At 61.4% G+C, this 22,450-nt stretch carries 13 protein-coding genes and 1 riboswitch; of the genes, 3 read left to right on the forward strand and 10 right to left on the reverse strand.

The genetic code is table 11. The annotated features are described in order from the left end of the window. Positions 1-280: 280 nt before the first annotated feature. From HMPREF2527_RS03590 to HMPREF2527_RS03620, 7 genes are all read right to left on the reverse strand, one after another. Entirely contained in the window at positions 281-532 is a 252-nt protein-coding gene (locus tag HMPREF2527_RS03590; protein ID WP_070506416.1) for a DNA mismatch repair protein, read from the reverse strand. A gap of 364 nt (positions 533-896) precedes the next feature. After that, entirely contained in the window at positions 897-1,148 is a 252-nt protein-coding gene (locus HMPREF2527_RS03595) for a hypothetical protein (protein WP_049327135.1), read from the reverse strand. Between the two features lie 231 nt (positions 1,149-1,379). Beyond that, positions 1,380-3,878, reverse strand: a complete 2,499-nt coding sequence (locus tag HMPREF2527_RS03600; protein WP_246824760.1) for an aconitase — start codon at positions 3,876-3,878, stop codon at positions 1,380-1,382. A gap of 240 nt (positions 3,879-4,118) precedes the next feature. Beyond that, positions 4,119-6,572 carry a primosomal protein N' family DNA-binding protein gene (locus tag HMPREF2527_RS03605; protein WP_070506418.1) on the reverse strand — a complete coding sequence of 818 codons (2,454 nt, stop codon included), beginning with the start codon at positions 6,570-6,572 and terminating at the stop codon, positions 4,119-4,121. A 33-nt stretch (positions 6,573-6,605) separates the two neighbouring features. Then, on the reverse strand, positions 6,606-7,811 hold the full coding sequence (gene metK / locus HMPREF2527_RS03610; protein WP_070506421.1) for a methionine adenosyltransferase: 1,206 nt from the start codon (positions 7,809-7,811) through the stop codon (positions 6,606-6,608). A 153-nt stretch (positions 7,812-7,964) separates the two neighbouring features. Continuing rightward, positions 7,965-9,905, reverse strand: a complete 1,941-nt coding sequence (gene uvrC / locus HMPREF2527_RS03615; protein WP_012903611.1) for an excinuclease ABC subunit UvrC — start codon at positions 9,903-9,905, stop codon at positions 7,965-7,967. Positions 9,906-10,095: 190 nt separating this feature from the next. After that, positions 10,096-10,776, reverse strand: a complete 681-nt coding sequence (locus tag HMPREF2527_RS03620) for a lysophospholipid acyltransferase family protein (RefSeq protein ID WP_044150489.1) — start codon at positions 10,774-10,776, stop codon at positions 10,096-10,098. Between the two features lie 627 nt (positions 10,777-11,403). Between HMPREF2527_RS03620 and HMPREF2527_RS03625 the strand changes: the two genes are divergently transcribed. The 3 genes from HMPREF2527_RS03625 to HMPREF2527_RS03635 all read left to right on the forward strand — a co-directional run bounded on the left by HMPREF2527_RS03625 (position 11,404) and on the right by HMPREF2527_RS03635 (position 15,740). Beyond that, positions 11,404-13,821, forward strand: coding sequence for a nitric-oxide reductase large subunit (locus HMPREF2527_RS03625; RefSeq protein ID WP_070506423.1), 2,418 nt, complete (start codon positions 11,404-11,406; stop codon positions 13,819-13,821). A gap of 2 nt (positions 13,822-13,823) precedes the next feature. Then, positions 13,824-14,669: a transposase gene (locus HMPREF2527_RS03630; protein WP_012903614.1), complete on the forward strand. Its 846-nt coding sequence runs from the start codon at positions 13,824-13,826 to the stop codon at positions 14,667-14,669. Positions 14,670-14,966: 297 nt separating this feature from the next. Then, positions 14,967-15,740, forward strand: a complete 774-nt coding sequence (locus tag HMPREF2527_RS03635; RefSeq protein ID WP_049357043.1) for a slipin family protein — start codon at positions 14,967-14,969, stop codon at positions 15,738-15,740. Positions 15,741-16,282: 542 nt separating this feature from the next. Here the strand turns inward: HMPREF2527_RS03635 and HMPREF2527_RS03640 are convergent. The 3 genes from HMPREF2527_RS03640 to HMPREF2527_RS03650 form a co-directional block, all read right to left on the reverse strand. Next, positions 16,283-18,043 carry a bifunctional hydroxymethylpyrimidine kinase/phosphomethylpyrimidine kinase gene (locus HMPREF2527_RS03640; RefSeq protein WP_246824761.1) on the reverse strand — a complete coding sequence of 587 codons (1,761 nt, stop codon included), beginning with the start codon at positions 18,041-18,043 and terminating at the stop codon, positions 16,283-16,285. Further along, positions 18,035-18,215, reverse strand: a riboswitch (TPP riboswitch). (Overlaps the previous gene by 9 nt.) A gap of 243 nt (positions 18,216-18,458) precedes the next feature. Further along, positions 18,459-20,207, reverse strand: coding sequence for an ABC transporter ATP-binding protein (locus HMPREF2527_RS03645; protein ID WP_070506426.1), 1,749 nt, complete (start codon positions 20,205-20,207; stop codon positions 18,459-18,461). A gap of 1 nt (position 20,208) precedes the next feature. After that, positions 20,209-22,104: an ABC transporter transmembrane domain-containing protein gene (locus HMPREF2527_RS03650; protein WP_070506428.1), complete on the reverse strand. Its 1,896-nt coding sequence runs from the start codon at positions 22,102-22,104 to the stop codon at positions 20,209-20,211. Positions 22,105-22,450 lie beyond the last annotated feature (346 nt).

The raw sequence follows: 22,450 nt of genomic DNA on the forward strand, positions 1-22,450 counted from the left end.
CCCCCCCCCCCACACACAACCAAAGGCCAACAGTGACATTCGCTATCTCATAGCGAAAACAGGAATGCCGCCGCACTCCCCGAAACTCGGGAGGGTGCGGCGGCACTCTCGTATTCAATTCATCGGCACAAAGCGGCACGTGTTCTACACAGGGGCGGCGAGGCTACACCTTCCGGAAGCGCCCTCAGGGTGCCCGAAGCGAAGCGAGGGCGAGTTCCCTGCGTAGGCGCGGAGGAAGTGTGTAGCAAACCGCTACGGAAGCAAACCGGAGCAGAAATCCTTAGACCGCAGCAAAGCTACCGGTACGAGCCGCTTCCTTCGCAGCCAGCTCATCCGCATGACCGTACGCGTAGAAAATCTTCGCATCATCCAGCTCAGCAAAACGAGCCAGGTAGCGGCACACCGCGCCACGCTGAGCCTTCGTCATCGAGGACAGCAGAACAGGGTCCGGGTGAGTAATGCCGTTATCGCGGCTGGGCGCCGAATTGCCGAATTCCGGTTCGTAATCATAGGCAATATTGGTGAAGCTCATCGGCGAGTACCTTTCCTTGGGGCGTTTCTTAGGGCCGCGCCGCAACAATGCAGACGCTACCGGAGGCAACACCGCGAAAAGAACCTACGGAAATCACAGGAAGTCTCTTCGCAGTAGTGGTTGTGATACCTCTAAACTACCCAAGAGCCAATCAATGTTCAAGAACCATCAGGGAACACCCCGATAGTGGACACGTCCCCGGCCGTCAGGAAGAAATCAGGGGCATCATAGCAGCATGGGACCGCCGAGTTCCCAACCGAACTAAAGCCCACCCGAAAGCCAGCGTGAAAGCCAGCCCGAAAAGCAGAAATGCTGCCGCACCCATAAAGAGTGCAGCAGCATTTCTAAAAACTAATTGTGCAGGCTACGCCATAGTTGCGTAGAGACCGCGTTCAGCGTCCTTACGAGCCAGCTCGTAAGCGTGACCGTACGCGTAGAAAATCTTTGCGTCATCCAGCTCAGCGAAGCGCGCCAAGTAGCGGTAAACAGCTCCTCGTTCTGCGCTGGTCATGTCGGAAAGCAACACGGGGTCCGGGTGCATGACGCCGTAATTGTGTACAGAAGCAGACCCGCCGCATGCAGGTTCGTATGCGGGGGCGATCATAGTCTGAGTCACCAGTATTCATCTTTCGTTGGTGCGCACGGTTGTGAAGCGTGCGCGAAGTTGAGTGATAGATACTGCCAACACCACCTCGACAAGCGTCGAAATAGTATCCGCAGTGCTGAATATATTACCGTGGATACGGAGACTACGCCAATTAGAATCAGCCAAACCCCAACAAATCTTAGGTGCACACGAATGCATAAAAATTCTGGGGTGCCCTTCCAACGGCACCGCCTAAGCACCCTAAACTACAGCGCTCTGCCCTGCTTTACTCTCCTGCTTTTTCTCCCCTGCGAGGTTATGTTCCTCTGCATCCTCAGCGTCTTCATCCTCACCGTCAAGACCCAGAAGAGCCGTCACCATCGGCAAAGGATTGAACTCGCTCAGCTGACCCGTGCGGTCCACCTTGCGCATCATGAACGCACGCTGCAAACGCCGCTGAGTCCACGGCGAAAGCACCATCATCAGCAGCGCCTCCACCACAAAAATGCCGACCAGAATCCACAGCAGCAGATCCGAAGAACCCGCCTGCTCACGCAGCTGCTGAGCATCCGCCACCAGACGGTCAAAACCCTCCGAATGTAGGTGCGACGTATCAAGTCCCGTCAACGCGGACAGGCTCACCGGCGACGCCACATTCAGTAGCACCGACAGCATCAGCAGAAGCACCGCATACAGCCCGTAATGCATGGTGCGCATCCACTTCTTCACGCGCGCAAAACCGCGGTTCAGTTCCGCACCAATATCGGTGAAAGCCGCCGCTTTCTGCGCCTGCTCACCCGCCGGCATCATGTGCGGCACCAGACGGTGCGCAAGCATCAACGGCACCGGCGAGCACGCATCAAAATACTGCATGTGACTATTCACCGACGGGCCCGGCAGGGTCACAAAGCTGACGTCTACATCGGCGGGCTGAGTAATATTCGACCTACCAATACTGTCACCACGAGCGGAAATCTCGCACCGGTCAGCCACATCAAGATCCTGCAGCATCGGCGCGTAGGCGCGCACATACAGGTGGCAGGCGCTACGCACCGACATCATGAGCACCAGAATCAGCGCGCCCCAAAACGCCACGGAGGCGGCGGTCAGCTCAGGGACCGCGCCCTCAACACGCAACTGAGCCAGCAGCAGCATGAACACCGCGTACAGCATGAAAACGCCGTGCACGAAGAGCAACGGAATCAGCCATTTCACGTAGGCGCGTGTGCCGTACGGGTTGACCAGGCGCGCATCCGCCAGACGCACATCAGCCGGACTCTTTGCGGAGGGAGTTTCGGAGGCGCTGTCCCGGGCACTCTTGCGGCCAATACGCGCCCTACCCTTGAAGGTACCCGGCACGCTCACAACCAGCGGCACCACACTCAACGCCAGGGGTACCAGCATCGCATAGTGCAGTAGCGAACGGTACGGGCCAAACAGCAGGGACGCCTCCACCAGCCAGGAGAACGCCGCGACCGCGCTCACCCACAGCAGCATGGAGCGGTTACGGTAGCCGCCCGCAGCATCCAGGTGCCCCGGAATGTCGTTGCGGTCACTAGCGATAATGCTAATCGGGACCACGCCACTACCCAGGCCGTAGAAGAAACGAATCGGCTTCTTACCCGCCGCCGCACGACGACGCAGCAACTCATAGCTCAAATACCCGCCCTGCGAATGAGCAATAATGCCCACCGCATCGCTACGGGAACTCAAATCGTCCAGCTGACGATCCAGACGCGCATAAATACGCTCCAAATCGCGCGACTCCGGGCTGGTTGCCGTCTGAATCAGCTGCGTCGGAATAGCCTTCACCAGCGCCCACAGCTCACGGGCACGACGAGCCAAAACCCAGCCCACAATACCCAGGCCGAGCGCCGCCGCCAGACCCGTAAATGCACCCTGCGGAGTACCCAGAGACGCCACAAAAGCATCGCGGAACGTCATGAGCGCCATAGCCGCCAGCACCAGCCACAGCGCTACGTTCACAAACCGCGCCGTAGAACGTAGCAGGTGCCCGGCACGCTCACGCCAGGTCGCGCCGGGGCGCTCGTAGTAGAAGCAGAACATCAAAAACAGCGGCAAAACCGTCGCCAACCAGGGCAAATGCTCCTTCAACGGGCGGTAATGCCTGGGCCGCCAGAAGCCCTCCTGAAAAAGGAGGCTGCGGCGAGTGACCGTGCGAACCGGGCGCGGCTTCGGCTGAGGCAGGCGCGGAAGCTCAAGATTAGGCAGCTCGATATTCGGGAAATCGATGTTCGGGAGCTCTACCTTGGGAAGCTCAATTTTCGGCAGCTCAATCTTAGGGAGCTCCACTTTAGGCAGTTCCACCTTGGGTAACTCCACTTTGGGCAACTCAACCTTCGGAAGTTCAATTTTCGGCAGACTGATTTTTGTAGATTCTTTGGGCTCGGAGGCTTCGGCGGGTTCTTTCTGCGCGGAGTTCTCTTCAACCTGCGGGCTTTCCTCAACCGAGTCAGCGGGGTCGGCAGGGTACTCCGTGCGCTCAATCGTCAACGAATACGTCAACTCGCTGTGGTGGCTCAGCGGGTTCACCTCGGCGGCAGGCGGGAAGGTATCACCGTCAGGAATCACCTCAACACGAACCCGCGCAGAAGCCTCTGCAGCAGGGTTCTCTTCGGAGGCGGCGACAGAATCCGTGTTCAGCGCCAGCAGAGTCTGCACACTATGCGCCACCGGCTTGCCAAAATACGCGAGCGTCTCGCCGTGATTCTGGTAGCCGATACCGTGAACCAGCAGCACCGCCGCATCATGGTGCTGGCCCTTGCGGTGCAGGGCACTCTCGGATGCGCAGAAGCATACTCAGCCAGTCGCCGCTGCTCACCATCGGGCAGATAACTACCCTTCAGCAGATGAGGCACCTTCGACATGCCTCTCACCTCCTCGCCTCTGCGCACAGCGCGCCCGCAAACCCGCGTAGCTCAACGCCCAACCCGGGGCAAAAACCGCCCCTCACTAGAACACTACAGCACGACTAGAAAATCACAGCACGTCCAAGCCGTCACAGCGAATCTGAACCGGGCGCTCCCCCACGTTCTTCTTCAACGCCGCAATCGTTGCACGCGTAGCACGCAACTCACGGGTCACGTGCTGGGCAATGCCGTACGAGAAGAACATCAGGGTACGCCAATCGCCCTGAACCGGCGCCTCCTCAGAATCCTCCTCAAGAGACTCCGACCAGGCAAAATACCCCTGATCCAGAGGAACCGGGCCCACAATACGCAGCTGCTCACGCACCCGCTCCGGCAACGCAGAAGAGCCCAAGAACTCCTCCATGAAGGCGCGAACATCCGCCTCCGCACCGGTCACCGCAGCCGTACGAACCGCCGGAGGCAGACCCGTCTGAGCGCGCTCCTCCAGCTCCCGGCGAGCAAACCACGCCGGATCCCAACGCACCAGCGCCTGCTCCACCGGCGACGGCGAAGCAGTCGTCACCACCGTACCCTCAAGAGCCGCAGGACGAACCAATGCCGCCGCATTCAACCAGCGACGCAACGCCGCCTCCGGGGCACGCAACGAATCAAAACGAAGCATCTTATCGGCATCCAGAAGAAGCGCCGCCGCATAGCCGCCAAAAGCCACCGGCTCAGCACCCGGAGTCGCCACCACCAACGCAGGCTCAGGACCAACCGACGCCCGCACATGGTCACCCGCCGAAGAAATCACCGGAACATTCGGGAACGCACGGCCCAGCTCCTCAGCAGTACGAGTCGCACCCGCCGCCGAATAACGCCAATGCGTAAAACCGCATTCAGAACAACGCCACTGCTGCGCCAAATGACCGCACCACGAACACGACGGAACCGACGAACCCGAAGCCACCGACAAAGGCCCACTACACTCGCCACAACGCGCCGGCATGCGGCAACGCTCGCACGAAAACGACGGAATATAACCGCTACGCGCCACCTGCACCAACACAGGACCACGCGCCAACGCCCGACGAGCATGCTCAAACGCCAGGTGAGGAATACGCGCCATCGCCGCCAACGGGTCACGCGCCAACTCAAACTCCGAACCCGTCGAAAAAATACGCGGCGAAAAATCACGCACCAACGCACGCGGCGCACGCACATGAGACGCCCAGCGTGTACGCACCAGACGCGCCGCCTCACTACTCATGCTGAACCCGGCAAACAGCGCCGCAGTATTCTCAGCAGAAGCACGCAGAAGCAACACATCACGGGCATGACAATACGGGGCGCGCTGCTCCACCAGCGAAGAATCGCCGTCATCCCAGCACACCACCAGGCCCAGGTTCGCCACCGGCGCGTAGGCGGCAGCGCGGGTACCAATCACCACCGGCACCTGCCCCAAGCGCGCCTTCACAAACCCGTGATAGCGAGTATGCGGAGTCGAATCAGAACTCAAACGCACAAACGAATCAGCCGGCAGACGCTCGGCGAGCGCCGCCTCCAGAAGATCCAGGTTCTTAGCGGTCGGAACCACCGCAATAGCGCCGCGACCACTGGCAGCAGCAGCCGCGAGTGCGGTCGCCAAAACATCCGCCCACGTGTGCTCCAGGTGGCCGGGAAGAACCGTCATCACGGCGCGGGTCGCGGCACCGGCGGCAACATCTTCAATGAACTCCGCGCCGTTCTCGTAATCGGAGAAGACGGAGGCGGCATCCGGCGCGTCCGGGTTCAGCGTCGGCGGGTCCAGCACGAAGGGTGCGGGCGCGCCGGGGGTGGCAAGCCAAGCGTACGGGTCGGCAGTGCTGGAGGCGGCGGAGACGGCATCAGGCTCAGATTCCGCACACTCAGGTTCCGCGATTTCGGGAGCGTTTTCCTGCGGCTTCTCCCCCGCGCTCGCCGGGGTGCTCTCGGAGACGTTCTCCGGGGTGCTCTCGGGGGTATTGGAAGTACTTACCGGGGCAGAATCGCCCAAATAATCCGACTCATAACCCGGCAGAAGCGGCGCGTACTTCTTATCCAGCGCGGCAATACGCGGCGGCACCGCCAGGCGCAACACGTTCGCCACCGTGGAGGCGTAACGGTCGGCAAGCGCCTCAGCAAGCGCAAAAATTTCGGGCGCAACAGACGGCACACGCGACAGCACCGACTTGATCGGCAACAGCGAGGTACGCGTCCAATCGGTCGTGGCGGCGCGCTCCTCAATGTAACCGGTCAGCTCGTGACCGTTGAACAGCACGCGCACGCGGGCGCCGGGCACCGCATCCTCACTCAGCTCAGCGGGCACACGATAATCAAACGTGCGGTCCACCTGCGGCAGGGTGCTATCCACGCGCACACGCGCCACAGGGTTCGGCACGCCGCTCGCCTCCAACTCGGCGGCAACGTTCACCGGCTCCGGGGCAGCCGGAATCAGGGCATCACGAAGAGCAGGAAATCCCTGCAACAGGTCAAGCTGTTGCAGGGATTCCTGCTGAGCACCCAACGGTGCCGAAGAGTTCGATTCAGAACTGCTCTGAGTCACCCGAATCTGCGTGCTCCTCTACCCTGACAGATATTAGGAGGAGGACACTGCCGAACGCAGTGCATCCACGCGGTTCAGGCGCTCCCAGGTGAATTCCGGCTCGGTACGACCGAAGTGGCCGTGAGCTGCGGTCTTCTTGTAAATCGGGCGGCGCAAATCCAGTTCGTTAATGATTGCCAGCGGGCGCAGGTCGAAGACCTCACGCACAGCCTTCTCAATCTTGATCGGGTTGACCTTCTCGGTGCCGAAGGTTTCAACATACAGACCGACCGGCGCTGCCTGGCCGATAGCGTACGCAACCTGAACCTCGGCGCGGTCAGCAAGACCGGCACCCACAATGTTCTTCGCAACCCAACGCATTGCGTACGCTGCGGAACGGTCCACCTTCGACGGGTCCTTACCGGAGAACGCGCCACCACCGTGACGAGCCGAACCGCCGTAGGTGTCCACAATGATCTTGCGGCCGGTCAGGCCCGCGTCACCCACGGGGCCACCCTGAACGAAGCGGCCAGCGGGGTTCACAATGAACTTGGCGTTGGAGGAATCCAGCTCGACGCTGCCCAGAACCGGTGCGATAACGTGCTTCTCAATGTCTGCACGCAGGTCAGCCAGGTCGTAGCTTGCGGTGTGCTGGCTCGAAACAACGACGGTGTCCACAGAGACAGGCACATTGTTCGAATCGTAGCCGAGGGTCACCTGAGTCTTGCCGTCGGGGCGCAGCTCGGTCAGCAGGCCGTCCTTACGGACCTTGGTCAGACGCTCAGAGAGGCGGTGCGCCAGCCAAATCGGGGCGGGCATCAGCACGTTCGTCTCGTTCGAAGCGTAACCGAACATGATGCCCTGGTCGCCCGCACCCTGGCGGTCGTACTCGTCAGCAGCAATACCCTGACGAACCTCGAGGGACTCGTACACGCCGGCGTTAATGTCCGGGGACTGCTCACCAATGGACACGGACACGCCGCAGAACTCACCGTCGAAGCCGCGGGTAGAGGAATCGTAGCCGATACCCAGAATGGTCTCGCGCACGATGGAGGGGATTTCGACGTAGCTGGAGGTGGTCACCTCACCAGCAACATGCACCTGACCGGTGGTCACCATGGTCTCCACAGCAACGTTCGCTGCAGGATCCTGGGCAATAATGCCGTCAAGGATGGCGTCAGAAATCTGGTCACAAATCTTATCGGGGTGGCCTTCAGTCACCGACTCGCTGGTGAATAGGCGCAGATGGTTATTACTCACGGTTTCCACTCTACTGGTTGAGGGCGCGCGAAGATAGCGCGCTCGTAATGATGACGGTTTCCTTCAATTATGACACGTTTGTTAAGCGCCATTACGAGGCGGGGTGCTGCGTTCACACCCCGGGCGGGCCTTCACTCAGCGCCAGCCAGAGGATTAGGTCAGCGCCGCCAGAATCTTCTGAGCCAACGCCGGACCAATACCCGGCACCGCCGTCAGCTCCTCGGCGCTCGCCTGCTTAATCTGAGCCACCGACCCGAAGTGCTTAATCAGCGCGGCACGCTTCACCTCGCCCAAACCGGGCACCTCATCCAGGGCGGAGGCGACCATCGCCTTACCGCGCTTGGAACGGTGGAAGGTGATAGCGAAACGGTGCGCCTCATCGCGGATGCGCTGCACCAGGTACAGCGCCTGCGAAGTACGCGGTAGTACGACCGGGTAGTCGTCGTCCGGTAGCCACAGTTCCTCCAGGCGCTTAGCGATGCCGGCAACGTACACATCCGTAATGCCCAAATCGCTCAACGCGGCGGAGGCGGCAGCCACCTGAGGCGGGCCGCCGTCCACGAGCACCAGGTTCGGCGGGTAGGCGAACTTCGCCGGCTCGGGCGTGGAGGCGTCAATCTCGCCGGAGTGCACGGGGGCTGCTTCGCGCTCCGCCTGCTGCGCCAGATGCCTCTTGAATCGGCGGGTGATGACGTCGTACATACTGGCGGTATCGTCACGCGCGGCGTCGCCGGTAATGCTGTAGGTGCGGTAGGCGTTCTTTGCGGGCATGCCGTCCTCAAAGACAACCATGGAGGCGACCACGTTCGTGCCCTGCACATGCGAAATGTCGTAGCACTCGATGCGCAGCAGCGGGTCCGGTAGTTCCAGCGCTTCCTGCAGCTCCACGAGGGAGGCGCTGCGGGTGGTCAAATCGCCGGCACGGCGGCTCTTGTGCAGGGTCAGCGACTGGCGCGCGTTCTCGGCGACCGTCTTCATGAGCTCTGCCTTGTCGCCGCGCTGCGGGACGCTAATCTCCACGGGGCCGCCGCGCACCTCCGCCAGCCAAGACGCCAGTTGCTCCTTATTCTCGGGCTCCACCGGCACGAGCACGGAACGCGGAATATCGTAGCTGTTCAGGCTCTTCTCGGCGTCCTTCTGGGAGGCGAGGCTCGCCGCGATATCGCTGTACACCTGCGCGATCAGCTGCTCGATGAGCTGCGCGTCGGTGCTGTCGTTGACCTTCTCCACAATCCAGCCGCGCTGGCCACGAATCCTGCCGCCGCGCACGAAGAACACCTGAACGGACGCCTCCAGGTCGTCCTCCGCGTAGGCGAATAGGTCGGCATCCACGGTCGCGCCAAGCACCACGGCGTTACGCTCAAACGCCTTAGTCAGCGCGGCAATATCGTCACGAAGAATCGCGGCGCGCTCAAAGTCCATATCAGCTGCGGCGGCTTTCATTTCCGCGGTCAACTGGGCGATATGCTTCTCAGCGCCACCACCCATAAACCGGGTCAGCCCGCGCGCCAACTTGCGGTGCTCCTCGGCGCTAATCTTGCCCACGCACGGCGCCGCGCACTTATCGATATAGCCGAGTAGGCACGGCCGGCCGCTATTCTTTGCGCGGTTAAACACGCCGTTCGTGCAGGTACGCACCGGGAAGACGCGCAGCAGCGCATCCAGGGTTTCACGAATCGCCCACGCCTGCGAATACGGGCCAAAATAGCGCACGCCCTTACGGCGCTCGCCGCGGGTCACCATGGCGCGCGGGTACACGTCATTGACGGTAATCGCCAGGTACGGGTACGACTTATCGTCGCGGAACGCAATGTTGAAGCGCGGCGAAAACTCCTTAATCCAGGTGTATTCGAGCTGCAGGGACTCCATCTCGCTCGCCACCACGGTCCACTCAACGCTCGCCGCCGTATGCACCATCGCGTAGGTCTTCGGGCTCAGCGTCTGCGGGGACGCAAAATAGTTGTTGAGGCGGTTGCGCAGGTTCTTCGCCTTACCCACGTAGATGACGCGGCCGTCGGCATCGCGGAAACGGTAAACACCCGGGTCGGTGGGGATTTCGCCGGGGGCGGGGCGGTAGCTGGAAGGCTCTGCCATGGGTACTTTCTCCTCGCTCTACTGGGCTTTCTACTGGACTTTCTGCGGGGTTGCCGCTGCTGGGGCTACCGGGGGCATCCCAGGCTCGCGCATACGACAAACCGCGCATCCTACACCCATCTCCCCCATAACGCGGGGGTCGGTGCGTGAATGCGCGGTTTAAGTCTACGCGGTATAGGCGGCGAGTGCCCTAGCCTGCGTCACGTGCGGCTGAGGGCGAAACGTTGTACTCATGCTTTCGCGCCTGACCGGACAGCTGAGCAATCTCATCCATGATCGTGTCGGTGGTGACGCGGCGCTGCTTGCCGGTCATCTTCTCACCGGTCTTCTCAAAGTAAAGCGGCTTGCCCACACGAATCGTGAAGCGGCGCGGGTAAATCATGTTCGAGCCGGGCTTCTGCAGGCGGTCGGTGCCAATCAGACCAACCGGAACCACGGGCGCGCCGGTCATGTGCGCCAGCCACGCCACACCAATCTTGCCGCGGTACAGGTAGCCGTCGCGGGAGCGGGTGCCCTCGGGGTAAATGCCGAAGACCTTACCCTCCTGTAGCTTCTCCAGGGCAATGTCGAGCGCCTTGAGCGATTCGGAACGGTCGGAGCGGTTCACGGGAATAATATCCACGGCTTCGAAGAATGCCTTCATCATCTTGCCGCGCGGGCCGGGGGTGTTCACGTACTCAGCCTTGGCGAGGAACGCCACGCGGCGCGGCATCATGGCAGAAATAATGATGGAGTCCAGGAAGGACAGGTGGTTGGAGGCGACAATCACCGGGCCGGTGGCGGGGAAGTTTTCGAGTCCGGTCACGCGGGCGCGGAAGACGGTGCGCAGGATTCCGGTGACTGCTTTCTGGGTGGATTTGTAGAGAAGCACGTGAACTCTCCTGAGGTGCCGATAGATTGCGGGCTGTGGTGGCGGGCTGCCGTGGGTGCGGGGTGAGTGGCCCCTTCTGAGGGTACACCGTGTGGGTGCACAGAATCTGTACTGAAAAAATTTGTACTGTGTTTAGTAGTACCGAGTTTTATTATTCCACACCCGAGTGTAGGAACGTGAGGGGTGCCGCATTCCCCTTCCACATGCTGGGATGCGCCTCCCACCAATAATTTCGGCAAGATTTCCGGTAGAAGCTCAAGTAGAAGCCCGAGTAGGAACCCGAGTAAAAGCCCCGATTGAGGGAGTCTGCGCAGCTTCCACCCCGGCGCCTCCTCCTCTGTTACCGGCGGGGAAGTAGCGCGGAAGCTAAGGATTCAACCTCAACGTAACATTCGAACTTTTTTGCCTTGTAACTGTGGCTTTTATGCCTGAATACGCCTGTCATATTGTGACGATACGTCAGCAAAGTTTCGTAAATACGCATTTAATATGCAAAAATGAGAGCAGGGTGGGCTGTCGCACCTCCCTCAAGGACGATTCACCCTGAACATAGTGAGCCGCCCCTCCAGCGGATGTGCGTCGGAACCACTCCACCTACACAATCCACGCACACTGGAGACATACACTATGGCTACAAAACCCGTCTCGCGTGCGCAGGCAGCAAAGATTGCCCGCCGCTCAGACACGGTCGGTGCCTATGCCGGAAAAGGCTGGGTACAGGCTGTTGCGTTTGTGATGCTCCTGGGCTTCACCATTATGGCAGTCCTTGCAATGCGCACCTACGCACTCTCCATGCCGCTCCCCGATAAAATCGTCGGCAACGACGGCAAAACTATCGCAACCCAAGAACAGATCCTGCACGGTCAGGAACTGTTCCAGGGACGCGGCCTGCAGCAGTACGGATCCGTGCTCGGTCACGGTGCCTACCTCGGCCCCGACTACACTGCAGAATACCTGCGCCTGACCACCGATGCTGCCGTCAAGGAGTACCGTGAACAGGGCAAGCAGGACCCCCGCGAACTCGTCAAGAACGAGTGGCGCAAGGAGAACAAGTACGACGAGCAGACTAAGACCATCACCTGGTCCGCTGGTGAGACCAAGGGCTACCAGCTCATGCTCAAGCACTACCGTGAAACCCTCATGAAGGGTGACACCTCGCAGGGCCTGTTCCCCGACGCCATTAAGAACGACGAAGAACTGCACGACATCGTCGCATTCTTCGGCTGGACCGCATGGGCATCGGCGGCAGACCGCCCCGACCAGCCCTACTCCTACACCAACAACTGGCCTTCCGAACCCAACGTGGACAACAAGCCCACCGCGGATCTGATGGTCTGGTCGGCACTCTCCCTGATTGCCCTCATCGGTGGTACCGGTCTGATGTTCGCCATCTACGGCCGCTGGTCCCGCGCTATCGGCTGGCACGCGGAAGAGGCACCCGTCCTCGACTTCCGTCAGCCCGACGAAGTTCGCCTGACCCCCTCGCAGAAGGCAGCCTGCCTGCTCTTCGCAACGATCCTGGTGCTGTTCCTGCTGCAGGCTCTGGTGGGTGCGCTCACCGAGCACTACCGTGAAGAACTCACCGGATTCTTCGGTATCGACATGGGCCAGTTGCTGCCCTACACGGTATCCCGAACCTGGCACCTTCAGCTCTCCCTCTTCTGGACCGCAGGCGCGTTCCTGGCGGGCGGTATCTTCATCGCCCCGCTGATTACCCGCCGCGAACCCAAGAAGCAGGGCCTGCTCACCTACGTTCTCATCGGCGCCGTGGTCTTCGTGGTCCTCGGCTCGCTGCTGAACGAATGGTTCTCCCAGAAGGGCCTCATCCCCAAGGAATTCACCGGCTTCTTCTCGCAGCAGTGGGAGTTCCTGGACCTGCCGCGATTCTTCCAGATCCTGCTCACCGCGGGTATGTTCATCTGGATCGTCATCGTCTGGCGTACCCTCTCCGCTCGTCTGAAGGGCTCGAAGAAGACCTCCCTGCCGTGGCTGTTCCTCTTCTCCGGCCTCGCCATCCCCATGTTCTACGCGGTCGGCTTGCTCGCAGGTCAGCGCACTCACGTGACCGTCGCCGAATTCTGGCGATTCTGGGTGGTTCACCTCTGGGTGGAGGACTTCCTCGAACTGTTCACCACCGTCATGGTGGCGTACATCTTCGTGCTGCTCGGCGTGGTCCGCGAGCGCATCGCAATCTCCATCATCATGATGGACGCTGTGCTCTACTCCGCCGGTGGTGTGATCGGTACTCTGCACCACACCTACTTCGTCGGTACCCCCTCCGAGCAGATGGCATTCGGTGCGTTCTTCTCGGCTGCTGAGGTTATCCCGCTGACCTTCCTGACCGTTGAGGCGTGGGGCTTCATGCAGCTGGGTGCCCGCCAGTACTCCAACCGCACCAAGCCTTTCCCGCACCGTTGGGCTGTCATGTTCCTGATTGCTGTGGGCTTCTGGAACTTCCTCGGCGCAGGTGTGTTCGGCTTCCTGATTAACCTGCCGATCGTGTCCTACTTCGAGATTGGTACCGCGCTGACCGCAAACCACGCACACGCATCCATGATGGGTGTGTACGGTATGCTCGCAATCGCGTTCGCGGTATTTGGTCTGCGCTACCTGATCCCTGAGGACAAGTGGCCTGAGAAGGGTCTGAAGTTCTCCTTCTGGACCCTGAACATTGGTCTGCTGTGGATGTCCTTCATCTCGCTGCTGCCGCTGGGTATTGCTCAGCTGTACAAGTCCGTGGGTGAAGGCTACTACGAGGCTCGTTCCTTCGCGTTCATTCACGACGGTGCTTCCGCCGTGATGGGTTGGATGCGTATGCCCGGTGACGTCATCTTCCTGGTCGGCATTATCCCGCTGATTAAGCTGGCGCTGCTGGGTATCAAGGAGATCTTCTCCAAGAACGCTAAGGAAACCGTCCTGGAGCTGCCCGAACCGCCGCTGTACGAGGTGGTTGAGGACGCTCGCATCGCAGAGTTCGCCGGCGCTAAGGCTGCCGAGGAGCTGCCCGAGCAGACCAGCCCCTACCGTAGCGATCGTCGAGGCTAACCATGCCTGAGCAGATTGCTGGAGTTTCTTTCCTCGTGTGGCTGGCCTGCGTGTACGCGTTCGGCCTGGTCGCCGTGGGTTGGGGCTTCGATATTCTCGCCAAGCGCACCAGCCAGCGCATGGTGGCGGCGCGAACCTTCGGGTTCACCTACCACGAAGAGAGCGACGCGTGGCTCTGCCCCGAAGACCAGTGGCTGTGGGCGACCGCATTCGACTCGGATAACCGAGTGATGCGTTACCGCGCCAAGCCCAGCGTGTGCAACACCTGCCCGATTAAGGACAGCTGCACCGTCTCGGCGAACGGCCGCGAGCTCACCCGTGAAGTGGACGAATGGCCCTACTCCGAGTCGGGTCGTTTCCACCGCGGGCTGGCGGTTGCTGTCTCGTTGCTGGGTGTGGTCATCCTGATTGGTGCCGCCATCGTCTGGCACTCCCCGCTGGAGCTTCTGGTGGAGGGTGCCGCCGCGGTGGTCTGCCTGTCGCTGACCTACCCGCTGGCTGTGAAGCTCATGCGTTCCCCCGCGAACTTCGAGAACGATCCGAAGCATATTCACGCATCCACCGCTGACGAATCGGTGAACGTGAAGATGGACCGTTTCGCGGCGAAGTGGGGTGGCGTGTCGAATGAGCGTAAGCGCCGTACCGAGCAGACCCGCAAGCAGATGATTGCGGATGCAACCCTGCCGGTTCGTACCTCTGCCCTCGACCCGGACCGCCCCGCATGGAGCGGTACCGGCACCTCGGTTCCGCGTCTGCATAAGACCACGAACGAGGTCCTGCAGGAGCAGAACCTGGCTGAGGTTGAGGCGGCTGAAAAGCTGGCTGCAGAGAAGATGGCGAAGAAGTAGCGCTGCACAAGTTTTTCCGTTCCGGCGGCTGACCGGTCGGTTGGGTCCGTCTGTTAGCTTCGGCGGCTGCCCTGCATGGATTTCTCTTTTATTCCTCTTTTGAGTTTTCCATGTGGGGTGCCGCTAAAGCACCGACCGCCGCGATGTACGCCGGGACGGGAAATTCCCCTCCCAAACTCCCCACACAGCCCGGTACCGGGCAACACCCACTACCTACACCCCTACTACCTGAACCGTACGAGGCGCGGGCAGGTGGGCACACATACCGTCCTCCCCCAATACTTGTGAAGGAAAACCATGGATCCCGTCACTTTGGCAACTATCCTCATCCCAGTTGCCGTCATTGTTCTTTTTATTCTGATTCGTATGTTCCGCGTCATCCCCGAATACGAGCGTGGCATCTCTTTCCGCTTCGGTCACCTGCGCTCGGAACTGAAGCCCGGCCTGAACATCGTCTTCCCCCTCGTCGACTCCCTGCAGCGCGTTGATATGCGTGTCATCACCCTGACCATTCCCCCGCAGGAAGTCATCACCAAGGACAACGTTCCCGCCCGCGTGAACGCCGTGGTCCTCTTCCGCGTTACCAACGCCAAGAACGCGGTGCTTGAGGTTGAGAACTACCCGATTGCCACCAGCCAGATCGCGCAGACCACCCTGCGTTCCCTGCTCGGTCGCGTTGACCTGGACACCCTGCTCGCACACCGCGAGGACCTGAACGAGGACCTGCGTTCCATCATCGGCTCCCGCACCGAGCACTGGGGCATCCAGGTTGAGCTCGTCGAGATTAAGGACGTTGAGATTCCCGAGGCCATGCAGCGCGCCATGGCTCGTGAGGCTGAGGCCGAGCGTGAGCGTCGCGCAAAGATCATTTCGGCACGCGGTGAGCTTGAAGCTTCGAGCGAGCTGAAGGAAGCATCCGACATTCTGAGCCAGTCCCCCGCTTCCCTGCAGCTGCGTTACCTGCAGACCCTGCTGGAGCTGGGCGCCGACCAGAACTCGACCGTGGTCTTCCCGCTGCCCATGGACGTGATCGGCCCCCTCGTGGGTGCGCTCAAGGGCGAGAGCAAGTAGGCGCTTCTCCCCTCTGATGTACTAGCCTGAAGTACTAGCCGCGGCGGCTGACCCGCAACGGTGAGAAACATATAAATATCCCGTGCAGATAAACGTATCTGCACGGGATATTTCTATGCGGAATTTATACGCGAAACGCTTTCAAACGGAGCCCGCGAAAGCGGAGCGCCGAAAAGAAAACCCGGGAAGAAAACCCGGGAAGGAAGGCGTTTGGCCCGCCGCGGGGGTTGGATGAGGTGGTTGCGACGGGCCAAACTGGTCGGTTACACGCCGTAGAGGTGCGGGCGCGGCAGGTACATCAGCCAGTTGGGTGAGGGCCGGAATCCTGCCGCAAACGGTTTTCACCGACGCCTTAAGCATAACCGGCGCACCCCCCGAACCGGCGGTAGCTTGAGTGAAGCATCAATCACCCATCTCACGCCATGCCGGGGCGGTATTCAGCCCAAAAACGGCACCTAAAGCATCGGTACCCAAAGCACCTGCGAGCTGGCTCCGGTGCTCCCCTAGCGCAGCGCCAGTCATCTAACACAGCGCCCGGCAAACTAACGCAATGCTCGGTGTGCCTGGTCAAAGAACTCACGCTCGTACACGCACGCCGACAGGTACGCCTGCGCCGCACGCACACGCTGAGCCGGTGAAGCCGCCTCAAACGCACGCTCCACCTCCGCGAGGCTACGTGCCACATCCGCGGCGAACTCTTCGCCACCGTACATGCTCAACCACTCCGCGTACGGGTGGTCCGCGTGATTCTGCGAGGAGAGCACAGCGCCCACCTCTTCGTACAGCCAGTAGCAGGGCAGGATTGCCGCGGCACCGACCACGTAATCATCACCGGCGGCGGAGGCACGCAGGAAATTCGTGTACCCCATCGTAATCGGCGAGGGGCCACCCAGACGCACACGGTTCGCCAACCAGCCTTCGTGCAGCTGCGATTCGGCGGCAATCGCCTCGTGCGCACCGGCGGCCCAGTGCACCTGCGCCTCAGCGGTGTCAGCACGCGCCGAGAGAGTCGCGAGCGCACGCGAATAATCCCGCAGGTAGAGGGCGTCCTGGTCCAGGTAGAAGGCGAACAGGTCCTCGTCGAGGGTGCCGTCACCGAGGGCACGCACGAAGGGCAGGTCCAGGATCTGGTGCCAGGTTTCGCCACCGGCTGCCCAGAGGGCGGCGGTCCAGGGTCCGGCGGGCTTTACGACGGCTTCACCGGCGGGTACGGGGCTGACCGGCAGCAGACGCTCCGGGCTGGTGCCGTCCAGAATATTACCCTCAGAGTCGGTGGTGGCGAGCAGGTGATGCCACGGGTACGCGGAGGCGGCAGCCTCCAGGCGGCGGGCACGGGCGGCGTGGTCCACCGGGCCGTGGCCCTCACCGGAGCCAACTTGCAGACCGGCGCCTGCGGCGATGGATTCGTGGAGCCAGCGGGTGCTCCACTGCAGGGCGCGGTGGGTGTCTTCGCTGGTCAGAACGCTCTGCTGGCCTGCGGCGTGTCCTGCGGCTTCGGTGTGCTGGAGCAGTTCCACGCCCAGGCGGGTTGCCAGCGAGGAGGACAGGGAGCATCCGGTGCCGTGCGTATTACGGCTGTCCAGGCGCGGGGTGCGCACGTGCGCGCAGGTGCCGTCCAGGAAGACCGCGGTGTTACCGGCGTCCTGACCGCACAGGTGGCCGCCCTTCACAATCACGGTAGTTCCGGTCGCCGCCGCAAGGTTCGCCGCCTGCTCGTGCGCCTCATCGAAAGTCTGGGCGGGCTCCTTCTGGCAGAGCACGGCGAGCTCCGGAATGTTCGGGGTAATCACGTCCACGAGCGGCACGAGGTCGCGCAGCGCCTGCTCCGCTTCAGCCTGCAGCAGGCGGTCACCGCTAGAAGCAATCATGACCGGGTCGAGCACGACCACGGGCACGGGGTGCTCGCTCAGCCAGGTGCGGACGGTACGGATCGTGTCTGCGTCCCCGAGCATGCCGATTTTCACGGCGTCCACCGCGACATCGTCAAAAACGGCGGCAAGCTGCGCGGTCAAAAATTCCAGGGGCGGGGTGAATACTTCACGCACTCCGCAGGTGTTCTGGGCGACCAGTGAGGTAGTCACGCACATGCCGTAACCGCCGGATGCGGCAATGGACTTGAGGTCCGCCTGAATACCTGCACCGCCGGAGGGGTCGGTTCCGGCAATGGAGAGAACCCTCGGCACCCGAGCTGCCCGAGCTGCCCGAGCTGTCTGGGGTTCTCGGGGGTTTCCGGAGGCGCTCGCGCCGGGTGCAGGGTTGGTGGTGGTGGGTGCGCATGAGGGCGCGGTAGGCTGCTCTGCCATGATCGATAATCCCTTCGCTAGTTCGAACTAGAGCAGGTTCAATGGGTGATTCTCTCAGCCTTGAGTTTCCTTACGCCGTTTCGTGCGCCCCCTGTGCCGTATGCCCTTCGTTGGGCGGGTGTTGGGCGGGTCAGCGGGTCGCGGGCGTCTCAAGGCACCCCATATCGCTCTGCCAGGTTATCACAACGATTCTCAGTAGCTGAAAGTTTTGCGGGTGACAAGTGAATCTCTCCGAAATTTTCGTTTGAGCATTGCGGTACTGCACCACCATTCCGGCTCAGGTTTTCCAGCGCAGGCTTCAGCACCCCCCCCAGAACTCGCCCGTTAAAAGGCAATGCCCGGCACCGCTTTAGACGGTACCGGGCACTATCAGCCGGACATATCGCCGGGCATATCCACCGGGCTAGGCCAGAGCTTAGGTGAGGGCGAAAATCTCTGCCGGTGAACCCTCCGCAATGATCCTGCCCTCGTGCAGCAGGACCGCACGGTCAGCCAGCGAGGCGATACGCGCATCGTGCGAAATGATCAGCACCGCACGGTTCGCCAGCACGGCGCTCAGGGACTCGGTTGCGTCCGCGAGCTCCAGCTGAGTGGTGGACTCGTCCAGAATCACGGCGTGCGGGTCAGCAAGCACAATACGTGCCAGCGCCAGCTGCTGAATCTGGTCGCGAGTCAGAGGCGAATCCGCGCCGCTGACGACAGTATCCATACCCTGCGGCAGGTCGCGCCACCAGCGGGCACCGATAGCGTCCAGCGCCTCACGCATCTGCTCGACGGTTGCATCCGGCACGACCACCGTAAAGTTATCGGCGAGAGTACCGAAGAAGACGTGCGCTTCCTGGGTGCAGACCAGCAGGCGCGGGCGGCCGTCGGCGGCGGCATCGGTCGGGAAGTCGCCGTGACCGACCGGGCGACCCATCACGGTGATGGTGCCGTCCAGGGCGGTCAGCGAACCACCAATCAGACGAGCCAGGGTGGTCTTACCCGAACCGGAACGGCCCACCAGGGCGAGCGCCTCACCGCGGCGAATCTTCAGGTTGATACCTTCCAGAACGAGGGCGTCGGGCGAGTAGCCGTAGGAGACGTCGGTGCAGTCAATGGCGTACTGCGGGTCCTTCACGGCTTCATCCGAGACGGCGGCGAACGCTTCGGCACGGTGCTGTGCACGCGCCTCACGCTGCTTCTTCGCCAGGGAGACCACACCGAACACGCGGCCCATGTTCACGAGCATGATGCGCAGGCTGCTGACGTGGTGGTTCAGCATGTCGGCGAGGATTCGCAGGCTGAAAACCATGACCGAGGCGGTCGCTACGGCGCCCCAGGAAGCCCAGCCGAGAGCCACGCAGGCGGCGCCCCAGAGCATGCACAGAACCGTCGGGATCCAGGCGTTAATAGCGTCCACGGTGAAGTACAGCTGGCGGATGCGCACCATGCCCAGCTGCGCGGCGAACTGGCGCTTGTTCTCACCGGCGAAGGCATCTTCGCGGGCGGTATGAACGCCCAGCTCACGGATCGTGGAGGTGCCGCGAATGTTCTCGGTCAGCACGCTGTTGAGGTCGCTCACGCGCTCCTGGGCGGTCTGGTTGCGTGCCGCCATGAGCGGCAGCATCTTCGACATGATGAGGGCAAGACCGGCAATCATGGGTAGCATGATCAGACCCATTGCCGGGCTCACGAACGCCAGGGAGAGCGTGGAGATAATGAAGTACAGCACCACGTAAATCGCGCCGAGCAGGTCCTCACTGACGGACTTCGCCGCCGAGGAGAGGTCGTCGGTCACGCGGGTGAGCAGGTCACCGCTACCGGCTTCTTCCACGGTGCGTGCGTCCAGGTCGAGGGTGCCGTCGAGGGTGTCCTGGTTGGCGTCACGGGTGACGAGCGCACCCAGTCGCGCCGCACTGTACGAGGAGACCATGAGGGTTATTGCCTGCACGATGAACGCCGCCAGAATAATCAGAATCGGCTGCCACGGGTAGCTGGAGAACTTACCCGCCACCACGTCGTCCACTGTGGCACCAATCTGCAGGGGCACCACCGCACCCATGAGGGTGCTGACCATGTAGATGACGAAGGTGTAGAGGGCTCGCCCCTTATGCGCTGCGAGGTAGTTCCACATGCGGCGTGCCACGTAGGCGGGGGTTTCGATGGGGAGCTGCTTTGCCATGCTAGTTCACCTCCTGATTCTGAGTGGTTTCGGTCTGAGCGGTTTCAGACTGAGCGGTTTCCGGGTAGCCGTCGCATTCCATGCGGCGGGTCGTCTCCGCGGTCGTGGAGACAACGTAGACCTGCTCCAAATCCTGCAGCAGGCCGGGGTAGCCGACGGGCAGGCGGTCGCTACCAATCTGGGTTTCCATCGCATCGTAGATGTAACGCTGGCTGGGTTCGTCCACGGAGTTCAGCGGCTCGGTCAGAATCAGCACCTGCGCGTCCTGTGCGAGCGCACGGGCGAGCGCCAGACGCTGACGCTGACCACCGGAGAGGTTCGCACCTTCACTGGTGATGCGTGCGGCGAAGTAGTCTTCGGGGTTGCGTCCGCCCAGTCGGTAGGCGATTTCGCGGGAGTCGGTAATCTTCAGCAGCTCCTCATCCTTTGCCTGTGCCAGCTCCTCGTCGGGGTTCGGCACGGTGCCCAGGCGCAGGTGCTCCTGCAGGGTTCCGGCGAAAATCATGGGGTTGGGTTCGCTCAGCAGCACGCGGCGGCCGGTTGCGTCCTTGAGGTCCTCTCCCCCGCGTCGCAGGGTGCGGGCGAGCGCCTCGGCGTAGTCCTGCGCGGTGAGGTTGTAGTCGCGCGGGTTGACGTACACGATGCGCGGGTTGCTGGCACCGGCGGGGGCGACGGGTACGGGCACCTTCAGGGTGCTCGCCTCGACTGTCTGTTCGACGCGTGCCAGATGCGCCATTTCTTCGTCGGTGCGCGGGCTCTTCAGCACGCCCTGACGCACGCCGGCGTGACCTTCGAGGCGGGCGACCTTGGCGAGCGCAATCTTGGCGTAACGCCAGGCGGTGAGGAAGTTCTGGGTAATCCAGATGGGGCCGCCCATCATCGCGATAATGGAGGCGACGGTCACCAGGGACGCGGCGGGCGTATCGGATACCCAGCGGCCGTTTTCGACGTGGCCGGTGAGGGCGAAGCCGATGCCGAGCAGGGTCACGGCGCCACCGAGCAGCGCGCGGATGAGGAACATCCAGCGGTGCGTCTTTTCGTAGCGCATGTAGCTGTCGAAAACTTCGTCGGTACCGCGGTGGTAGCGTTCACGCATCTGTTCTTCGGCGCCGAGGCCGGCGATGGTGCGCAGACCGGTGGCGATGTCGGAGGCGCGTGAGGAGGCTTCGCCGTCCTTTTCACGGTATTCGCCGATTTTGGATTCGAGGAAGGTCGAGTACCAGGCGATGACGCCGACCACAATGAGCGTGCCGATAAGGGTGACGACCGCGGTGACGGGGTTGATGAGCCAGAGCTGCACGGCACCGAGGGTCGCGATAATCATGGCGTTGACGAATAGCGGCAGTGAGAAGTAGACGTCCGTGATGCGGCGTACGTCTTTGTTCATGACGGTGACTGCTTCGCCGGAGTCTACGCCGGTGCGGGTTTTGCCCATGAGTCGGTTGATGTAGATGCGCCAGTCGCGGCCGAGTTCTGCACTGAGGGTCATGGAGGTACCCCAGCCAAAGAACTCATTAATCACGATGAAGGTGATAGATGCGATGACGACCCAGAACATGGGCCAGGCGTCGGGTGCTTTGCCAGCGATGTGCTGGTTGATGAATTGACCCACCATGACGGGGATCAGGATTGCGCCAATACCTGCGGTAGTTTCACCCACGATGGGGATTGCCCAGCGGTGCCAGGGGTATTTGTGTCCGGGCGCGGTGACTCGCAGGGCGAGGCGCTTTTTGAGGGCTTCTTCTTCAGCCTTGCGCAGTTCGCTGCCGGTTATTTCCGGTGCAGATTTTTTCTGAGCGGCTTTTTCCTGCGTGGTTTTGTTATGCATGGATTCTTCATGCGTAGCTTCTTCACGCGCAGCGTTTTCTTGTGCCTTGTCAGCGTTGTATTCAGTCATTCAACGTCTCTCCTTTCTCTTACCCTATTCCTTTATCAATGTGGCACGCAACACTAAGAGTGTATTAGGTGGGGCGTGTCGTTATTTTGTGCAACGTATTTTGGGGCGTGTATCGACCGCACAGTATGGTCCGGCATCAATCGGCGGACTTGAACCTAGGCGGTAATTTATGCGGCATGGAACCCTGCGGTGTGAGGCTCTGCAGTGTGGAGCCCTGTGCCTTTGACCTTCTGAGCGCCAGGTTGTGCATCACTGCATCTAAAACGCTTTATTCCACCCTACCTGAACTTTAGGTTTTCCCGCATTAGAGCACGCGACTTTGCGCCTATGCCGAGTTGTTCCCTCG

The sequence above is a fragment of the Rothia sp. HMSC071B01 genome (assembly GCF_001808945.1).
GTDB lineage: Bacteria > Actinomycetota > Actinomycetes > Actinomycetales > Micrococcaceae > Rothia.